10 protein-coding genes are annotated in these 15721 nt (G+C 72.8%); 1 reads left to right on the top strand and 9 read right to left on the bottom strand.

Annotated features, from left to right (window positions below):
• Positions 1-95: 95 nt before the first annotated feature.
• Entirely contained in the window at positions 96-1487 is a 1392-nt protein-coding gene (locus B6R96_RS37005; RefSeq protein WP_107475614.1) for a DUF5685 family protein, read from the bottom strand.
• A gap of 271 nt (positions 1488-1758) precedes the next feature.
• Between B6R96_RS37005 and B6R96_RS30905 the strand changes: the two genes are divergently transcribed.
• Complete coding sequence (locus B6R96_RS30905) at positions 1759-2136, top strand: FKBP-type peptidyl-prolyl cis-trans isomerase (protein ID WP_030384144.1); 378 nt, start codon at positions 1759-1761, stop codon at positions 2134-2136.
• A 263-nt stretch (positions 2137-2399) separates the two neighbouring features.
• Here B6R96_RS30905 and B6R96_RS30900 read toward each other — a convergent pair whose 3' ends face one another.
• The 8 genes from B6R96_RS30900 to B6R96_RS30865 form a co-directional block, all read right to left on the bottom strand.
• Entirely contained in the window at positions 2400-3398 is a 999-nt protein-coding gene (locus tag B6R96_RS30900) for a hypothetical protein (protein WP_081524264.1), read from the bottom strand.
• A gap of 3 nt (positions 3399-3401) precedes the next feature.
• Positions 3402-3926 (bottom strand): hypothetical protein, encoded by a 525-nt coding sequence (locus tag B6R96_RS30895; RefSeq protein ID WP_053701935.1) that lies wholly within the window; start codon positions 3924-3926, stop codon positions 3402-3404.
• A complete protein-coding gene (locus B6R96_RS30890; RefSeq protein WP_159396385.1) occupies positions 3923-7303 on the bottom strand; it encodes a CHAT domain-containing protein in 3381 nt (1126 codons plus the stop codon). Before B6R96_RS30890 ends, B6R96_RS30895 begins: the two co-directional genes overlap by 4 nt.
• 121 nt (positions 7304-7424) lie before the next feature.
• Positions 7425-8159 carry an ABC transporter permease gene (locus tag B6R96_RS30885; RefSeq protein WP_203351678.1) on the bottom strand — a complete coding sequence of 245 codons (735 nt, stop codon included), beginning with the start codon at positions 8157-8159 and terminating at the stop codon, positions 7425-7427.
• A 10-nt stretch (positions 8160-8169) separates the two neighbouring features.
• Positions 8170-9084: an ABC transporter ATP-binding protein gene (locus B6R96_RS30880; protein ID WP_081524261.1), complete on the bottom strand. Its 915-nt coding sequence runs from the start codon at positions 9082-9084 to the stop codon at positions 8170-8172.
• A 194-nt stretch (positions 9085-9278) separates the two neighbouring features.
• A complete protein-coding gene (locus B6R96_RS30875) occupies positions 9279-12470 on the bottom strand; it encodes an eCIS core domain-containing protein (RefSeq protein ID WP_081524260.1) in 3192 nt (1063 codons plus the stop codon).
• Positions 12467-14473, bottom strand: a complete 2007-nt coding sequence (locus tag B6R96_RS30870) for an ATP-binding protein (protein ID WP_081524259.1) — start codon at positions 14471-14473, stop codon at positions 12467-12469. Before B6R96_RS30870 ends, B6R96_RS30875 begins: the two co-directional genes overlap by 4 nt.
• Positions 14470-15717: a DUF4255 domain-containing protein gene (locus B6R96_RS30865; protein WP_081524258.1), complete on the bottom strand. Its 1248-nt coding sequence runs from the start codon at positions 15715-15717 to the stop codon at positions 14470-14472. The genes B6R96_RS30870 and B6R96_RS30865 overlap by 4 nt, the downstream gene beginning before the upstream one ends.
• Positions 15718-15721: the final 4 nt, after the last annotated feature.

The following is a 15721-nucleotide window of genomic DNA, read 5'->3' as shown; positions in this document are numbered from 1 at the left end:
CATTTTCAGGGTCCGCGCCGGAGTGCGGCACCCGGTTCCCCGCCGGGCGGGGACCCGGGCGGGGAACCGAGCGGGGGACCGGGCTCAGCCGTCGTTCAGTCGCAGCAGTCGCAGCAGCACTTGCACGGATTGCAGCAGCCACCGCCACCGCCGCCGCATCCGTCACCCGACCCACCGCCGGAGCCACCAGACCCGCCGGAACCACCGGAACCACCGGACCCCTGACCGCCGCCCCACCCGCCGGAGGAGCCACCCGAGTGGCCGCCGCCCTGGCCGCCGAACCAGCCGTCACCGCCGGAACCGTCCCGGCCCGACCCGCCGCTGCGGTTGCCGTCGCCGAACTGCACGGGCTCCCCGTCATCCGGGCCGGCGTCGTCGTTGCAGCGGCAGCATGCGGTGCACAACCTGCAATCGCGGCACAACCGGCCCCACTCGCGACACCTCCGGCACTGCCCCTGCGACGGCCGGCCCGACGCCGTCACCCCGCGTTCCGGGGCCGCGCCCGCAAGCTCCCCCACACCGCAGGCCGCACCCGTGTCGGTCCCCGACGGCGCTTGCGTCTCCGCACGGCGTCCCAGCCAGGGCAGCATGCGCGGGCCCCGCACCTGGCGGCGCTGCTGATGGTGACGATGCCGAGGGTCGAAGACCCGATCGACGGCACGCTCCAACTCGCCGCCCAGCAGCGCCTGCACCAGCCGTTCGTCGACGAACACCGCGTCGGACAGGGCGAGTCGGATGCCGTGGACGGCGTCGTCGCAGAGCCGGCGCACCTCGGCGCGGTCCGCGCCGGTCACGGCGATCGGGTTCCACGCGCCGGACGCCGCGTCCGCGTCCAGGTCCTCCACCGCGTCCAGCAGATGCGCCAGCCGACCGAACAGACGGCCGGCCTCCGCCAGCGGTTCGGCGTTGCCCGGGCGGTCCGTGAGCACTGCGGTGTACGAGAAGGCGGCTGCGGTCGCCGTCTCCGCGGGCTCCGTGACCGTCAACAGCGAGCCACCGGGGCCGGTCGACCGCTCGATGTCCGGCTGGCGCTCGACCGCCGCGAGGAGCAGCGCGGTGTCGAAGCCGAGTCGTTCGCCGCCTGCGACTCCCGCACGGTCCCAGTTGTGGGCGATCCGGCGGGCCGCCATCGCCACCGGGCGGCGCCCCACCAGGCCGTCGCCATCGGCCACATGGTCACGCATCTTCGCTGCGGCAAGCACCAGCGACACCGTCGCCGCCAGCCGCGCACCCTCACCCTGCGCCACGTCCGCCGACCGCATCCCGCGCAGCGGGCACGGACCGGCACCCCGCCGCCAGTCCCCGGTACGCTCCGACTGCGCTTCGGTCAGCACCGAGACGATCAGGCCGTCGTAGTTGGTGGCCACCCTCGCGAACTGCCCGTACTCGCTGCGCAGAGCCAGGCACAGCCCGCACAGGTGCGCCATCCACTCGGTACGCAGGCCCTCGCCCAGGCGATGACGGCATGGTCTGATGATTCCGAACACCGAAGTCTCCCCCGTAGGAACAGGCGCGACGTCAACCGCATGTGACATCAGCGCGCGGCCGACATCCTAGATGGTCCGTTCGAAGGGTTTCCGGGCAGTCGCGTACGACGGCGTCCGAGGCCGGTGCGTGAACGTCCGGTCACGCCGCGGCGTGCTGCGTGGGGTTTGATGTACTCCGGCCGATCGGTGTTCACGGTGGCGTGCAGGGAGCGACCGTGCGCCCGGCGGCTGGTCTGTACGAGGGATTCCGGCGGAGAGCGATGAGGCGGCGATGAGTGAACTGACGAAGCCCGAGATCGAACTTCCGGGGGGTGACGCTCCCGAGGAGCTGACCGTCCGGGACCTCGTCGTCGGGGACGGGCCCGAGGCGAAGCCGGGCAGGGTCGTCCGGGTCCACTACGTCGGGGTCACCTTCGAGTCCGGGGTGGAGTTCGACGCCTCCTGGGACCGGGGGCAGCCGTTCAAGTTCGCCGTGGGTGGCGGCAGGGTCATCAAGGGCTGGGACCGGGGACTCAGGGGGATGAAGGTCGGCGGTCGGCGCGAGATCATCATTCCCCCGCGCCTCGGCTACGGCAACCAGTCCCCCTCCCCGTTGATCCCGGCGGGTTCCACGCTCGTCTTCGTGGTGGACCTGCTGTCCGTGGTCTGAGGAGGGCCTCCTTCCGGAGCGGTGGAGTTAGGTGGAGCCGGGTGGAGTCCGGAGGAGTCCGGTGCCCGTCGGTGCGTGGCCCGTGCGGGCACCTACGCCGACGGGCACCCGTCGGCGTAGGTCACCCGGTCGGTCGCTCGAGGAACCTGTCGATCGCGGCCGCGATGGGGTACTGCACCCCGGCTGCCAGCTTCGCCTCGATATCCTTGCGCTCCGCGGACGCCTCGCGGTACCGCCGCGCTGCCGCGCTCTGCTGTTTCTGCTTACAGGGTCAGGGCTCCCACGACTCCGGCAGCGGCAGCGACCGCCACGGTCAGCTGTGTCAGGGAGATGCCGGGGCCGGTCCGCGCGTCCGCAAGGGCGGGGGCCGTTCGCGGGCTGTCGTCCGGCGGGATCGCGTGATGCGTGGGAACGCCCCGGTGCCAGAACAGGCAGATCCGCTTCCAGCGTTCCCGCTCCGCGTCCGGTGAGGGTCGCCGCTCCTCGCCGAGTGCCTCCAGGAGGTCGACGCGGTGCAGATCGAAGGCCACCCGGAGGTGCTGCCCGTAGACCAGCGCGGCGTTCAGGGCGCCCCGGTAGGACGCCCAGGCCAGCAGGATGCCGCCCCACAGGCACCCCAGCAGCAGGACGGGCGGGCCGCCCAGGACGGCCACGCAGCCGGCGCCGAGTGCGGCGAAGGCGCAGGAGAGGACGGCGCGCACCAGGAGCGCGGACAACTCCGCACGCGCCGTCACCAGTGCTCCGAGCAACCCTCCGGGGAGCAGGTGGAACAGACGGGGCCAGACGAGTACGGCGTCGATTCCGTAGCGCAGTTGTGGGTACAGTTCGGCGGCCTTGAGGATGTTCCCCAGGCGGGTCGGCCGCAGCTCATGCGGTCGTGATCTCGGCGGGTAGAGGTGCTGTGCCGGTCCGTCGGCGCACCTCAGGAGGCGCATCCGGTGGCATCGGCGTCCCAGCCGGCCGAGCGACAGGTCCGCGATCCGGCCCCAGTACCCTTCCGCGCACCTCAGCAGGGCGGACTGGGCCGAGTCCAGGAACGCGGAGACGAGCAGGACGGCGGCCAGGAAACCTCCCACCAGGAGGACCTTCACCTCGATGGGCTGCGAGGTCCAGCTCCGCAGAACCGCGCTCGGAGGCCGTTCTCCGCCGACCAGCGCGACGGCGGCCAGCAGGGAGCAGAAGAGCAGGCTGGGCAGCAGCACGACGCGGACGAACCGACGGCCCGCGAACTGTGCCGCCTCGCCCAGGGTCGTCGTGAACATCGCTCACTCCGCCCTGATGGCCAGCGGATGCGACGCGTCCTGCGGTCCCGGTCCCGGTCCGGGACCGGGACCGGGGCAGACCGGCGGGAAGTCGGGGTCGTACGCGGTGAGGGTGGTGAGCCGGCCGCAGTGGCAGACGACCCGCGCCACGGGGGTGGCGTACGTACCGGCGAGTACGGCGTCCAGGGGCGACGGGGTGTCGTTGCGCAGCGTGCCACGCGCGGACAGGGTGACCAGGTACGCGGATACGGTGTGCCGTTCCAGCACGCCCAGCGTGCGACCGCGGTCCTGGACCAGCGCACCGTACGGATTGAGCGCCAGCAGGTCGAGCGCCCCGCCGGTGCACAGCTGCGAGAGGGTCATCGGTGCGGGCAGCAGCACGGCGGGCGGAAGGCCGGCCTCCGCGTCGTCGAGCCTGCCCAGTGCGGTGGGCCGGCCCTGCGCATCCACCGTCATGACGTAGCCGCTGTCCGCCCCCGCTTCGGACAAGGGGGTGACGGGGGCCAGGGTCAGTTCGCCGAGTGTCATCGCCAATCTCCTACCAGGGTGAACGGGGCCCAGAAGAACGGGGAAGCGAAGGCGGGCGACGCGTAGTCGGCGGACAGCCTGCCGTGCTGGAAGCGGACCTGTCGTCTCAAGTCGGTCAGGGACCGGCGCTCTTCCGTACCGGGGCCGGTGTCCGGCAGCAGTCCCTCGATCACCGCTGCGGCCCCTGCCGTGTCACCGGCCCGTAGTCGCAGTTGGGCGAGGTCGTGCCCCAGCCGAACGGCGATCGGCCGGTTCGCCGACAGGTTCCGCAGCCGCCCGCACTGCTCGACGGCGTCTCGGAAGCTCATCCTGCGCAGCTCGCCCCGTGCCGCGGACAGCGCCGCCGCGGCGGGGCGGCCGCGCCCGAGCTCCCGGTAGAAACCGGCCATCAGCAAGGCGGTGGAGACGTCGTTGACCGCCCACTGGCTGACGATCACCGCTCTGGCCCCGGCGTGCAGCAGTGCCCTGGTGAGGCCGATCAGTTCGTTGCCCCTGCGGTACTGCTGGGCTCCGGTCTCGCATCCGCTCACGACCACCAGGGAGGCGTCGAGCCGGACGGAGAGGAAGTCCTCCACGGTCAGCCGCCCGTCGGCCAGACGGACCGCCGACCCGGAAGGCCGGGCCGGGTCGAAGCCGTAGTGGCAGGCGAGGTGGAGTACGTCGTACGGCTGCGAACCCAGCCGCTCCAGCAGTCGGCGGCGGGTCGCCGAGCCGCCGGTGTGCACCTCGGCGCGGGGCAGCAGGTCACCGATGAGATGGGCTTCGGCCCGGGCGTGCGGCAGGTCGCCGTCCGGATCGGCCATGATCAGCGCCCGTCCGACGCCCGATCCGCGGTCCTGGTCCCGGGCCCGGTCCCGGCCGAGACGATGCCGCAGCAGGGAGGCACTCGGGGTGGTGCAGAGCGGATTGCGCTCGCCGAGCGGGGTACCGTCCACCTCCACGGCGTGCAGGGGCAGCCCGTGGAGGGGCCCGTCGGGCACCAGCCACAGGGTCTCCCCCGGTGCGGAGTACTCGGTCACCGCCCGCAGCAGGGGCTGCAACGGGTCCCCCCACTGCGCCGGACCGTCGGGGGCGGGCAGCGGCAGCAGGTGGGGGTCCTCGTCCAGGGGCACTGCGAAGGCGGCCGGCGTCGGCCGGTCGGCGCGCACCACCAGGACCAGCATCCGCGAGCCGCGGCGGACGAGTTCACAGAGCACCACGCCCGGCGGCAGCACCGCGCGCAGTTCCTCGAAGCCGGCCGGTGCTCCGCGCCGGTGCCTGACATAGGCCGCGCCGAGCGGTCCGGACGCCTCCAGTTCCGCCCAGACCGCCTCGCGGGCCGCCCGGTACCGCCGCTGATGGGCGGGGTTGATGTCCCCGTGCGCGAAGACGTGGCCGCCCGGGCGCGGGAGGACGCCCTCGCGTACGCGCCCCTGCTCCATGCCTCGTTCCCGGTCACGCAATGCCGTCAGCTGTAGCGGAAGTTCGGGGGCGACGGAGGAGCCGAACACCTCCAGCAACAGCCGGGAGCGGCTGCGTTCGGCGAGCTCGACGGCCTGGGCCGCAGTGAGAGGGGAAGCCCGCCCGTCGACGATGAGTTCGATCAGCCGGGTGCAGGCGGGGGTGAGGTCCAGATCGATCCGTGTGTCGCCGTCACCGACGCGTTCCCGCAGCCGCTCGACGAGATCCACCACGGCCAGGAGCGCGGCGGAGAGGTCCGCCCAGCGGCGCTCCGCCTCGGCGAGGCGGGCCAGCAGCCGATGGGCCTCCGCCTCGATCGGCAGGTCGCCCAGGGAGCGGGCGGCGGCGGCCACCTCTTCGGCGATGTTCCGCGCGGCCGGGGATCCGTTCTCCTGGCACTCCCGCGCGCGCTGCAGCGCCTGACGCAGATCGTGGGCGGCCGGCATCCCGTAGAGATCCAGCGACGCGGCGTGCATACTGCGCGCCCGGGCCGGGGCGGGAAGGTTCGGCCCGAGCATCTCTGCCGCGCGGACGAAGCGCTGCTCGACGAAGCGCACGAACGCGATCTCCTGGGGGTGGTGGCTGCCGAACGGGAGCCACGTCGGCAGCTCGTCGAACAGCCCTTTGGCACACCGCAGGTCGAGCGGCATCATGCGTGCTGCGGCCTGGCCCGCCGTCCGGTCACCGGCCGCCGCCTTCAGCACCAGGGCCAGACAGGCCACCGCCCGGGGCAGATCCGGCCGTACGGCGATCCGTGCCAGCTCCTGGCGGGCTTCCTCCGGCCGGTGCAGGTCGAAGACCAGCACGTCGGCGGCGAGGCAACGAGCGGCCGCCGCATTGCCGTCGAGGCCCGCGGCCGCGTACAGCTCGGCGGCGTGCCGGCGGTTGCGGAGCGCGTAGTCGAACTCCCCGGAAGAGCAGCTCGCTTCCGCCCGGGCCATCGCGGTCATCGCCGTGACGATCCGGGCCGTCGCCGACAGTTCCCGGCGTTGCCCGGCATCCAGTCCGGTGCGCTGGTGGCAGAGCCAGCGCAGCGACTCGGCGGAGGCCTCGGCGGCGCTGATCCACGGCTCGCCCTCCGAGGCGGGCACAGCCCTGACCGGCTGCCAGAGCGTCGGCACCAGGTCGTATCCCCTGCGGGGGGACAGCAGTTCGCGGTGGCGCAGCCACAGCTCCCACAGCGCCATGTCGGGCCGGTGCGGTGGTCGTGTCGCCGTCTCCCACCAGCGTTCGCGGGCGATGGCGTAGAGGCCGAGGGGGAAACGGTCGCGGGCGATCCGCGTCATCAGGAGCGCGACCGCGGCGTCCGCGCGCAAGGCCCAGTCGCCGGTGCGCAACGCGATGAGGGCGAAGCCGATCTCCAGGACGGTCATGGCCGTCGCCGCGGGCAGGAGCACGCCCGCATCCGGCTGGACCACGGCGACGAGCGTCGGAGTCCAGCCGTAGCAGAACCAGGTCCGGAGGCGGCCGAAGCACCGTATCCAGGGTGAGGACACTCCGCGTACCTGCGGCCAGGTGCGGAATTCGCACAGGCAGCCGAGGACGGTGACCGCGGCGGCCGACCCCACGCACAGCACCACCTCGCCCGGGGAGGGGTCCGCTCTGCCCGGCGGCAGCAGCGCCGCGAGCCCCGCCCCCGTCAACAGCAGTGCGGCCTCGGTGCGGGCCCGCCGCCGCCTCGCCGCCCGGCTGATCGCGCGCATGCGCCGTTCGCCGATTCCCGCACGCACCATGACCAGGACGGCGAGGAGCAGGCGCAGGACGTCGGAATCCGATTGGGCGTCCGGCCGGTACGACCAGAGCACGATCGCCAGCGGTGCGGCGGCCCCGGCCAGCCGGACCGCACGCCACCCGCGGTCGCGCAGGTCGGTGGGCCGGGCCTGGATGTCCTCGTAGCGCCGGAGCCGCTCTCGGCCGCGCAGCCGCATCGTGCTCATCCCCCGCGTGGAAGTGGATCGACGACCAGGCTAGGGGTCGGCCGTTGCGGAAACCGGCTCCACGCGGCCTGTCACCCGATCGTGGCAACCGCGGGTCTGCGACCCGGTCGAACCGGTCCCGCTAGTTGGCCTTCCACTGCATGCGCGATCCCGCGAACCAGAGGGTGACGGCGCTGAGCACCGCGAGGACGAGCAGGTCGATCCACAGGCGCCCGGTGACCGGGCCCACCAGAACCTGCCGCAGCGCCGAGGCCGCGTACGTGGTGGGGCTGACATGGCTGATCGTCAGCAGCCATTGGGGCAGCTGGCTCGCCGGGATGATCACCGGCCCGAAGAACAGCAGGAGCATGGTGACGAGCAGGGTGAACGAGCTGGATTCCTCCTGGGTGCGGGCCAGTACCCCGATGACCGCTCCGATTCCGGCAAGGGGAAGGACGCACAGGGGGACGACCACGAGGACGAGCCAGCTCACCGAAAGGCCGACACCGAGCAGCGTGGAGCCGAGCAGCAGGGTGACCACGAGTGCCGGTGCGGAGAGCACGAAGAAGGCGAGAACCGTCGCCAGGATGACCATGTAGCGGCGCACGGGAAGGGTGCCCAGGAAATCCAGCGTCCCCATCGCCTTCATGAAGGCGAAATTCTGCGCCACCTTGTTCTGGTTCTCGAACATCAGCGACAGCAGGATGCTGCCGGTGAGTACGTACGTGAGCGCTTCATGGCCCCGGCCGTGGGCGAATGCCCCGAGGGCGGCGATGCTCATCATGGGGGCGAAGATTCCCGTGACGACCATGGCGCGCCAGGACCATCGCCAGTTGGACAGTTGCATGAGCCACAGGTCGACGAACTGGGCTCCCATTCGCGGGCGTTCAGTCTGCAGTCGCATAGTGAAGGTACAAGTCTTCCAGAGTTGCCGAGTAGAGCCGGTAGTCAACGGATTCGTGCAGCCGCAGTTCGGACAGCAGGGCCGGCGCGCGATCACGCGGGACGGACAGGACGACGTTGTCGTCCGACTTCCAGTGCTGGGGAATGTCCGGCGGGAAGGCGGGTAGCTCACCCGGAGCCAGCCACACTTCGAGACGCATGTGGTCGAGCAGCCCTCGCTTCAGCTGCGCGGGCTGACCGGTCACGAGGAATCGGCCCTGCCGCATGATGCCGACGCGATGGACGATCCGCTCGGCCTCGATCGCGTCATGGGTGATGAACAGGATGGTCGTGCCGTAGTCGGCGTTGAACTTCTTCAGCACCTCCCAGACGTGCTTGCGGTTGACCGGATCGAGGTCGTTGGTCGGCTCGTCCAGCACGGCGACGGGCAACCGTCCGGCCAGGGCCAGAGCGAGCTGCAGAAGGCGCTGCTGACCGCCGGAGAGGCGGGAGCTGGACTTGTCCCGTACCTGTCCCAGCTGCCAGGTCTCGATCATGGCGTCGCGCTCCAGGCGGGCGTCCCGGCGCGTCATACCGCGCAGGTGAGCGGCGAAGTAGATGGCCTCGCGCACCTTCAGCCGATTGAGTGCGCTGCTGCTCTGCGGCATGAAGGCGACGGACCGGCTCACGTGCAGCGGGTCCTGGGCGATGGGGCGGCCGAACAACCGGATCTCACCCGATGTCGAGCGCAGCAGGTTCACCATCTGCCGTACCAGTGTGGTCTTTCCGGCTCCGTTGTCGCCCAGGATGCCGAACACTTCCCCGGTGCGGATGTCGAGCGAGACGTCATCGGTCGCGGGCTCGGTCTGGTGCGGGTAGATCTTCACGAGGCGTTCGATCTCGTATGCCAGGTCCGTCAATTGGCACTCTTTCCGTCTGCGCGCGCACGGCACGAGCGATCGCGAATCACCATTCGTAGGAGACGCTGTGGCTCTTGTCGAGGTCCAGACGGTCCTCTGTGTGATCTGCTGGCTGAATTCCGTGCCTGCTTCGCGTCGTTTCCAGGTGCGTCCGCCGCGGTCGCCGCCCCTGCCCCCATAGAACCGGACGCGGTCTAGAAGCCGAGGCCGGAGCGGACCTGGCCCGCCACGCGGTTCGCGAGGGCGCCGAGGTCGATCTGGGGGACGATCCACTGGATGTCCCGTGCTTCGGGAAGGCGGAGGGGCTGGTCGGAGCGGTAGTGGAACGGGGCGACGAGACCGAACTCCAGCCCCGTGGCGTACGCGTAGGACGCCAGTTGATAGGGGAAGCGCCAGGTACCTCCGACGGCCGCCTCGATCAGGATGTCGGCCTCGATGCGCAGGGTCAGGACGGGCTGCACGCTGATGCGGGCCAGGGTGTCGAAAGCCAGGACCCCCTTCGCGTAGGCGAGCCGGGCACTGGCGTCCAGGCCGCCCCGCAGCAGGACTCCGCCGGTGAGGGTGATGCCGCCGGTGGCGCTGGCGATGGCCACGGACGCGCCGATGCCGGCGCGCACGAACATCTCCAGACCCGCTTCCGCGGGCAGCACGAGGCGGGCCTCCGCCGCGAGTTCGGCGTTGGCCTCCTCCTCCAGGGGATTGAACGCGCCCCGGATGACCATGTCCCGGATCTCGCCGGGGCCGAAGCGGTAGAAGACGGCCAGGCCGCCGCCGATGCGGGCGACCAGACCGACCGCCCCGATACCGAGGGGGATCGCGAAGATCGGGATGTCGGGCAGGCTGTGCCGGAACAACTCGTGCCGGGCACCGCGGGGTTCGAGAAAACGGTACGGGGGGAAGCGCAGCTCGCCGGAGACGCGGAGCTTGCGGTCCCGGCCGTACTCGACGCCGACGGTGGCGACGAGTCCGGGGCGGATCGTCAGGCTGCCGGTGCCACGGCCGCTGATCCGGCCGTCCTCGTCGAGGTGTGCGTCGAGCCGGCCGGCGAACCGTCCGCGCCTGAGCTCGACGGATCCGTCGCCGCCGAAGAGGCCGTCCCGGTAGCGCAGTGCGATCTCGCCCTCGGCGCCGAGCAGGGTGAAGGTCGTGCGGGCGGTTCCCGTCACGCGTTCGCCGTCGTAGGTCACCGCGACGTCCACCGGCCGCAGGCCCGGCACCTTCAGGAGGGTCCTGCCGCCGTAGAGGAGACGGTCCCCGGACCGGCGGACGGTCAGCTGGGCGGGACTGTCCCCAGGCAGCATCACGTCGATCCGGCCGCCGACGCGCCACGCGCCGCCGCCGAGGTCGAGCCGCACCTCGCCGCCGCGCACGAGCCCGGAGGGCCTCGACGCCCGTGCGACGAAGAAGCCGGTGAGCCCCGTCGCGGGGCGGTACTCCACGTCGCCGGTCGCCTCGTCGAGACCGGGGACGTGCCCGACCAGCCGGCCCTTGGCGAAGAAACCCTGCGCGTCCGCACCCGCTTCGACGCGTCCGGTGACCAGGGAGCCGAGGACGAACGCCACATGGCCGCCCACCTGGAGCTGTGGGGCGATGCTCAGCGCGAGGGCGGCCTCGGTGACCTTGAACGGCGGCAGCGACAGTTTGTCCGCGGGCGCCTGCGCCGACCCGCGGAAGCCGTCGCGGTCCCAGTCCACGGTGATCGGGACCCGGGACAGCAGGGGAACGCTGGGGGTGAGGGTGCCGTGCCCGACGAGCCCCTGGTCCGTCGAGGAGAGGGTGAGCCGGCCGGCGGACAGGTACGGGTACAGGAAGCGGATCTCCTGGTTTCCGCCGTGCAGCGAGAGGGCGCCGGTCGTGAAGGGGTCCTTCACGTCCAGGGTGAGCTGCTTGTCCTCGGCCTTCGGAATGCTGATGGGCAGTCGGGTGCCCGTGCGTACCGGGTGCGCGTCGGAGTCGATCCACGCGGTGACGGTGTGCGCGCCCTTGCCCGACGAGGGCCGCTTGAGCTTCTCCAGCATGACGCCGGCGATCAATTCGCGCGCGGCGCGGTTCTCCGGTACGGCACTGGTCTCGATCTCGTCGTGGCCGTCGCCCGCCGGTTTGTCCGGCACCCGCAGTCCCTGCCGGTTCGGGCCGCTGACCAGGGGATAGCTCTTGTACGCGGCCCAGGCGTCGGCGGCCTTCTTCAGGTCGTCCGCCGAGGGCCGCCTCCCGGCCCTGCGGTCCGCCTCGGCGGTGAAGTGGACCTGGAGCGCCGACTGCGCCTTGCGGGAGCCGAAGGGCGGGTCGAGGGGCTTCACCTCCTTCTTGTCGTACCTCTTGGGCTGGTCGGCGCTGCCGAACCACAGCACGATGTGGTCGGGCCGCTTGCGTCCCTTGGCGTGCAGCGCGTCCGAGACGGAGGAGGCGGCCTGCTGCACGTGCCGGGCGATGGTGCGCCCGCTGTCCTCGTTGTCGGGTCCGTCGTGCGGGGCCAGGTTCTCGGGGACGTTGGAGCCGCCGAGCTGGAGCTCGACGATGTGGTCGATCTGCGACTGCACGGAGTTGACGTACGGATCGAAGTCCGCGCCCTTCGTACGGTCGTCCCCGCCTGCGTCCTTCCACCACGCGGCGGCCTGGTCCTTGGGCCACTGCTCGCGCAGCAGCCACAGTCCGCGCAGCTCCTTCGTGGGGGCCCGCTTCTCCCAGAGGCCGGAACTCGGCCGGTTCCCGGACATCTTGACGACCGCCTGGAGGCCCTTCTCCTTGGCGATGGCGTCGTACGTCTCCTTCCACGGGCCCTTGGTCTGCGGGACGAGGAAGGTGCCCAGGTTGACGCGGACCATGTCGGCCGGGTCTCCGGGAGAGCGCTGCTCCTCCTTGACGGTGCGCTGCTCGTCCGCGTACTCGACCGTGTACTGGTCCTTGGCCTCCAGCTTGGTCCAGCTCATGTCGGCGCGGCCCAGGAAGGGGCCGGCGGGCCGCTCCCAGCACCACCCGGCGGGCAGCGGCTCGCCGCGCGCGTGGAAGGCGGACGCCGTGTGCGCCTGCTGTTCCAGCCGGGCGTCGGCGGGCGGCGGCGCCACGGAGGGGTGTGTCCGCAGGAAGCCGGGCGCCGCGGGGTGGCCACGGTGCTGGGCGACATGGGCCAGCTCGTGCGCGATGAGGCTCCGGCCGCGGCGCGACAGCGGATCGTAGGCGCCGTGCGAGAAGACCACGTCGTTGCCCACGGTGTAGGCCAGGGCGCCGAGTTCGGCGGTGGCCCGGTCGGCGGCGGGGCCGGCGTGGACGCGTACGGGGGAGAAGTCGTGGCCGTAGCTGGTGGACAGCTGGTCGCGCACGCCGGGTTCCAGGGGTGCGCCCGCTCCCTGGAGCCCCGAGGCGGCGGCGCTGCCGGCGGCGGTCATGAGGGCAGCCAGCCGCGGATCTCGGCCGCGGCCAGGGGGCGTTCGAGCTTGTCGCTCTCGATCCTGGTGGCCTCCAGCACGTGGCGCATGCCCACGGGTGCGCCCTCGTCGGCGGCGAGGAACGCGGCGTGCAGGGCCAGCTGGGCGATGGTGCCGCCGCTGACGGCCAGTTGGGCGAGGCGGCGGGGGTCGAGCCCCTCGGTGGGCACGCCCGGCGGGAACGCCCCGGCCCACAGCCGTGCGCGCTGCTCGGCGTCCGGGAAGGGGAACGTCACGACGAACCGCATCCGGCGGACGAAGGCGGGGTCGATCGCCTCGCGGGCGTTCGTGGTGAGGATCGCGATGCCGCGGAAGGTCTCCAGGCGTTGCAGCAGGTACGACACCTCCAGGTTGGCGTAGCGGTCCCGGCTGTCGCGTACTTGGGTGCGCTTGGCGAAGAGGGCGTCGCCCTCGTCGAACAGGAGCACCGACCCGGTCTCGGCCGCGTCGAACAGCCGGGCGAGGTGCTTCTCGGTCTCGCCGATGTACTTGCTCACCACCTGGCTGAGGTCCGCGGCGATCACGTCGAAGCCCAGTTCGTGCGCGACCGCCTCCGCGGCCGTGGTCTTGCCGGTGCCGCTCGGGCCCGCGAACAGGGCGGTGACCGCGAGGCCGCGGCTCCGCTCGGCGTACCCCCACTCGCCGTGGACCCGGCGGCGCCGTCGTACGTGCGCGAGCAGCGCGCGCAGGGAGCGGTTCGCCTGATCGGGCAGGACGAGGTCGTCCAGCCCGGCCGCCGGGCGGCGCACCGTCGCGAGACCGTGCAGCGGCCGCTCGGCGACGGCCCGGCAGGCCGCCGCGACGTCGGCGGCACCGGCGCCGGGGTGCTGCGGCCCGCCGGCTCGGGCGCGGGTGTCCCCCACGGCCCCGGTGGCGGGGGCGGAGGCGAGCCGGCCGGTGCGTTCCACGGCCAGCGCGATGCCCGCCGGGGTGAGCGGATGCCGTTCGGCGAGTTCGGCCGGGTCCTCGTTCAGGCGGGCGGCGCCGAGGGCGGCGGCGAACAGGTCCCGTCGCTCGCCCGCCGAGGCGGGCGGCAGGCGCAGCATCGGGAGGTCGCTGCCGGGGGGTGCCTCGTCCGCCGACAGGACGGCGGCGACCCCGAGCGGTGCTCCGGCGGTCAGCAACCGCACGCAGCGCGGGAGGGATTCGGTGGTTCCCTCGACGAGCAGCAGCCGCAGCCCGAGCCCCGCCTCGCGGGCGAGCAGCCGCGCCAGGGTGTCCATGGCGGGCGCGGTGTCGGGGAGGTCGGGGCCGTCGACGGCGAGCACGGTGAGTCCGATCCGCTCGGCGGCGTCGACGACGGCCTGGCGGCGGGTGAGCCGGTCCTCTCCGGTGAGCAGACAGCCTTCGGCGCCGGGTTGGGGACGGACCAAGGCGGCCAGGGAGGCCACGGCGGCACCCTGGCCGGGCGCCAGGCGGCACACCGGGGCGACGAGCCGGGCGCGCCCGGCCAGGCGGTCGTCCGTCGTGTCGGCGCCGAGCAGGGCGTGCAGGATGCGCTCGTCGACGGCGAGGGGCAGCTGCGACAGGCCGCCGGACTCGGTCGGCGGCAGCTGCGCCGGTACGTCGAGCAGGCGCCAGCCGCGCAGCGGTGAATCGGGCAGCAGCGCGCTCCAGTGCGCGTCCGGCAGCCCGGCCAGGGCGCGGGCGAAGGTGACCGGCCCGGTCGCCGCGGGCAGGCCCAGTTCGGGAGCGGCAACCGCGACGAGTACGTCCCGCTCGAATGCGGTGAGGGTGAACAGGCCGCAGAGCCGGTCGAGGGCCGTGGGTGCTCCGGTGCTCTCCCGGACCTCGGCGGCCAGCAGCTCGGCGGCGCGGGCCGGTTGGTCCGCCTCGTCGGGGCGGGCGTCGAGACGGGCCGCGGCGGCGGCCGCGGCCAGGGCGAGATGCCGCTGGTTGTCACGGGCCCACACCCGGTCGCGGTCGGCCGCGTCGAGGCGGGGTTCGGTGTCGGAGAGGGTCACAGGGTCACCACCGTGGGGACGTACAGGCCGTTGGCGTCGAGGCCGGGGAGGCTGCGCGCACCGTCGACCTCGAGGGTGAGGCGGTAGGGGCCCGCGGGGGCGTCGGTCACCGTGAAGTCCACCTGTGCGGTGGGGGGACCGCCGGCCGGCAGGCCGGCCGTGAGGGCGAGCGACACCGCCGAGCCGGGTGTCATGGCATCGAGCAGCAGCCGTACCCGGTTGCCGGGTCCGACCGGTGGGGTGACGGCGGCGGAGACGGTGCCGGTACGCAGCCCCGGCCGGTGGCCGCTGCCGGTCGTGGCGACGACCGCGCCGAGGGTGGGGACCACAAGGACGACGACGGGGGCGCTCACCTGCGCGGGGCGGGTCGGGGACAGGGTGGGGTGCGGCGGCGGCCCGCTTCTGCGGACGGAGATCCGCCGTCGGCCGGGCGCGAGGGCCGGAGCGGTGAGGACGAGGTGGGTGTCGTCCGCGGCGGTCACCCCGGTGACGGGGGCGCCGTCGACCAGCACCTCGCTGGTCTCGCCCTCGCGGGCGGCGAGGGCGTGGCCGTGGAGGTGGAGATCGGGCATCGGGTCGGCGGCCCGGACGGGCGCTCCTCTGCCCTCGGGGCCCGCGGCGCCGTCCAGCCGGGGCGGTGCGAAGGGCGCGGCGCCGACGAGGACGGTACGGACGGGGAGGACCGCTCCGGGGTCTCCGTCGCCGTCCACGAGCACGGGGCCCGCGGTGACGGCGAGCGTCACGGTGAAGGTCGCGGGCGGGAACAGGGCCCACAGCCGGCTCAGTTCGTCGGTCGAGAGGGCCTCGGGAGTGACGCGGACCGGCTCGTCGGCCTGCGCCAGGTCGTTCCCGGCGATCTCGGGGTGGTCCGCCTCCGCGTCGGCGAGCAGGGTGGCGGTGACGTGGGGGACGGTGTGCAGTACGGCTGCCGTCCCGGCGAGGAGCTGCTGTGTCTCCCATTCGTTCGAACCGCGGAAGGTGAAGAGGTAGTGCAGGTCCAGGGCCGCCCGCGGTTTCTGCCGCAGGTGGCCGGCAGAGGAGCGGGTGGGCAGGTCGGCGAGGGACAGGGTCGCATTGCGCGAGACCCGGTACAGGTGCACGCCGACGCGCGCGTGGTCCCCGGTGTCGTCGAGGGGGCCGGGGACGACGACCGGCCGGGGGTTGATCCCGAGCCCGTCCACGGCGTTCTGTACGAGGGTGGTGAGGGCGGCGGTGACGGCCGGCACGGCCAGGGCGTTGCTCATCGGG

The organism is Streptomyces sp. Sge12, from assembly GCF_002080455.1.
Classification (GTDB): Bacteria; Actinomycetota; Actinomycetes; order Streptomycetales; family Streptomycetaceae; genus Streptomyces.
Note: the sequence above shows the minus strand (reverse complement) of the source record. Positions and strands in the feature narration are given on the sequence as shown.

Bases quoted from the DNA above. Each gene is read 5' to 3' on its own strand.
- B6R96_RS30905 (WP_030384144.1), top strand. From the start codon at position 1,759: ATGAGTGAACTGACGAAGCCCGAGATCGAACTTCCGGGGGGTGACGCT.
- B6R96_RS30900 (WP_081524264.1), bottom strand. From the start codon at position 3,398: ATGTTCACGACGACCCTGGGCGAGGCGGCACAGTTCGCGGGCCGTCGG.
- B6R96_RS30895 (WP_053701935.1), bottom strand. From the start codon at position 3,926: ATGACACTCGGCGAACTGACCCTGGCCCCCGTCACCCCCTTGTCCGAA.
- B6R96_RS30890 (WP_159396385.1), bottom strand. From the start codon at position 7,303: ATGAGCACGATGCGGCTGCGCGGCCGAGAGCGGCTCCGGCGCTACGAG.
- B6R96_RS30885 (WP_203351678.1), bottom strand. From the start codon at position 8,159: ATGGGAGCCCAGTTCGTCGACCTGTGGCTCATGCAACTGTCCAACTGG.
- B6R96_RS30875 (WP_081524260.1), bottom strand. From the start codon at position 12,470: ATGACCGCCGCCGGCAGCGCCGCCGCCTCGGGGCTCCAGGGAGCGGGC.
- B6R96_RS30865 (WP_081524258.1), bottom strand. From the start codon at position 15,717: ATGAGCAACGCCCTGGCCGTGCCGGCCGTCACCGCCGCCCTCACCACC.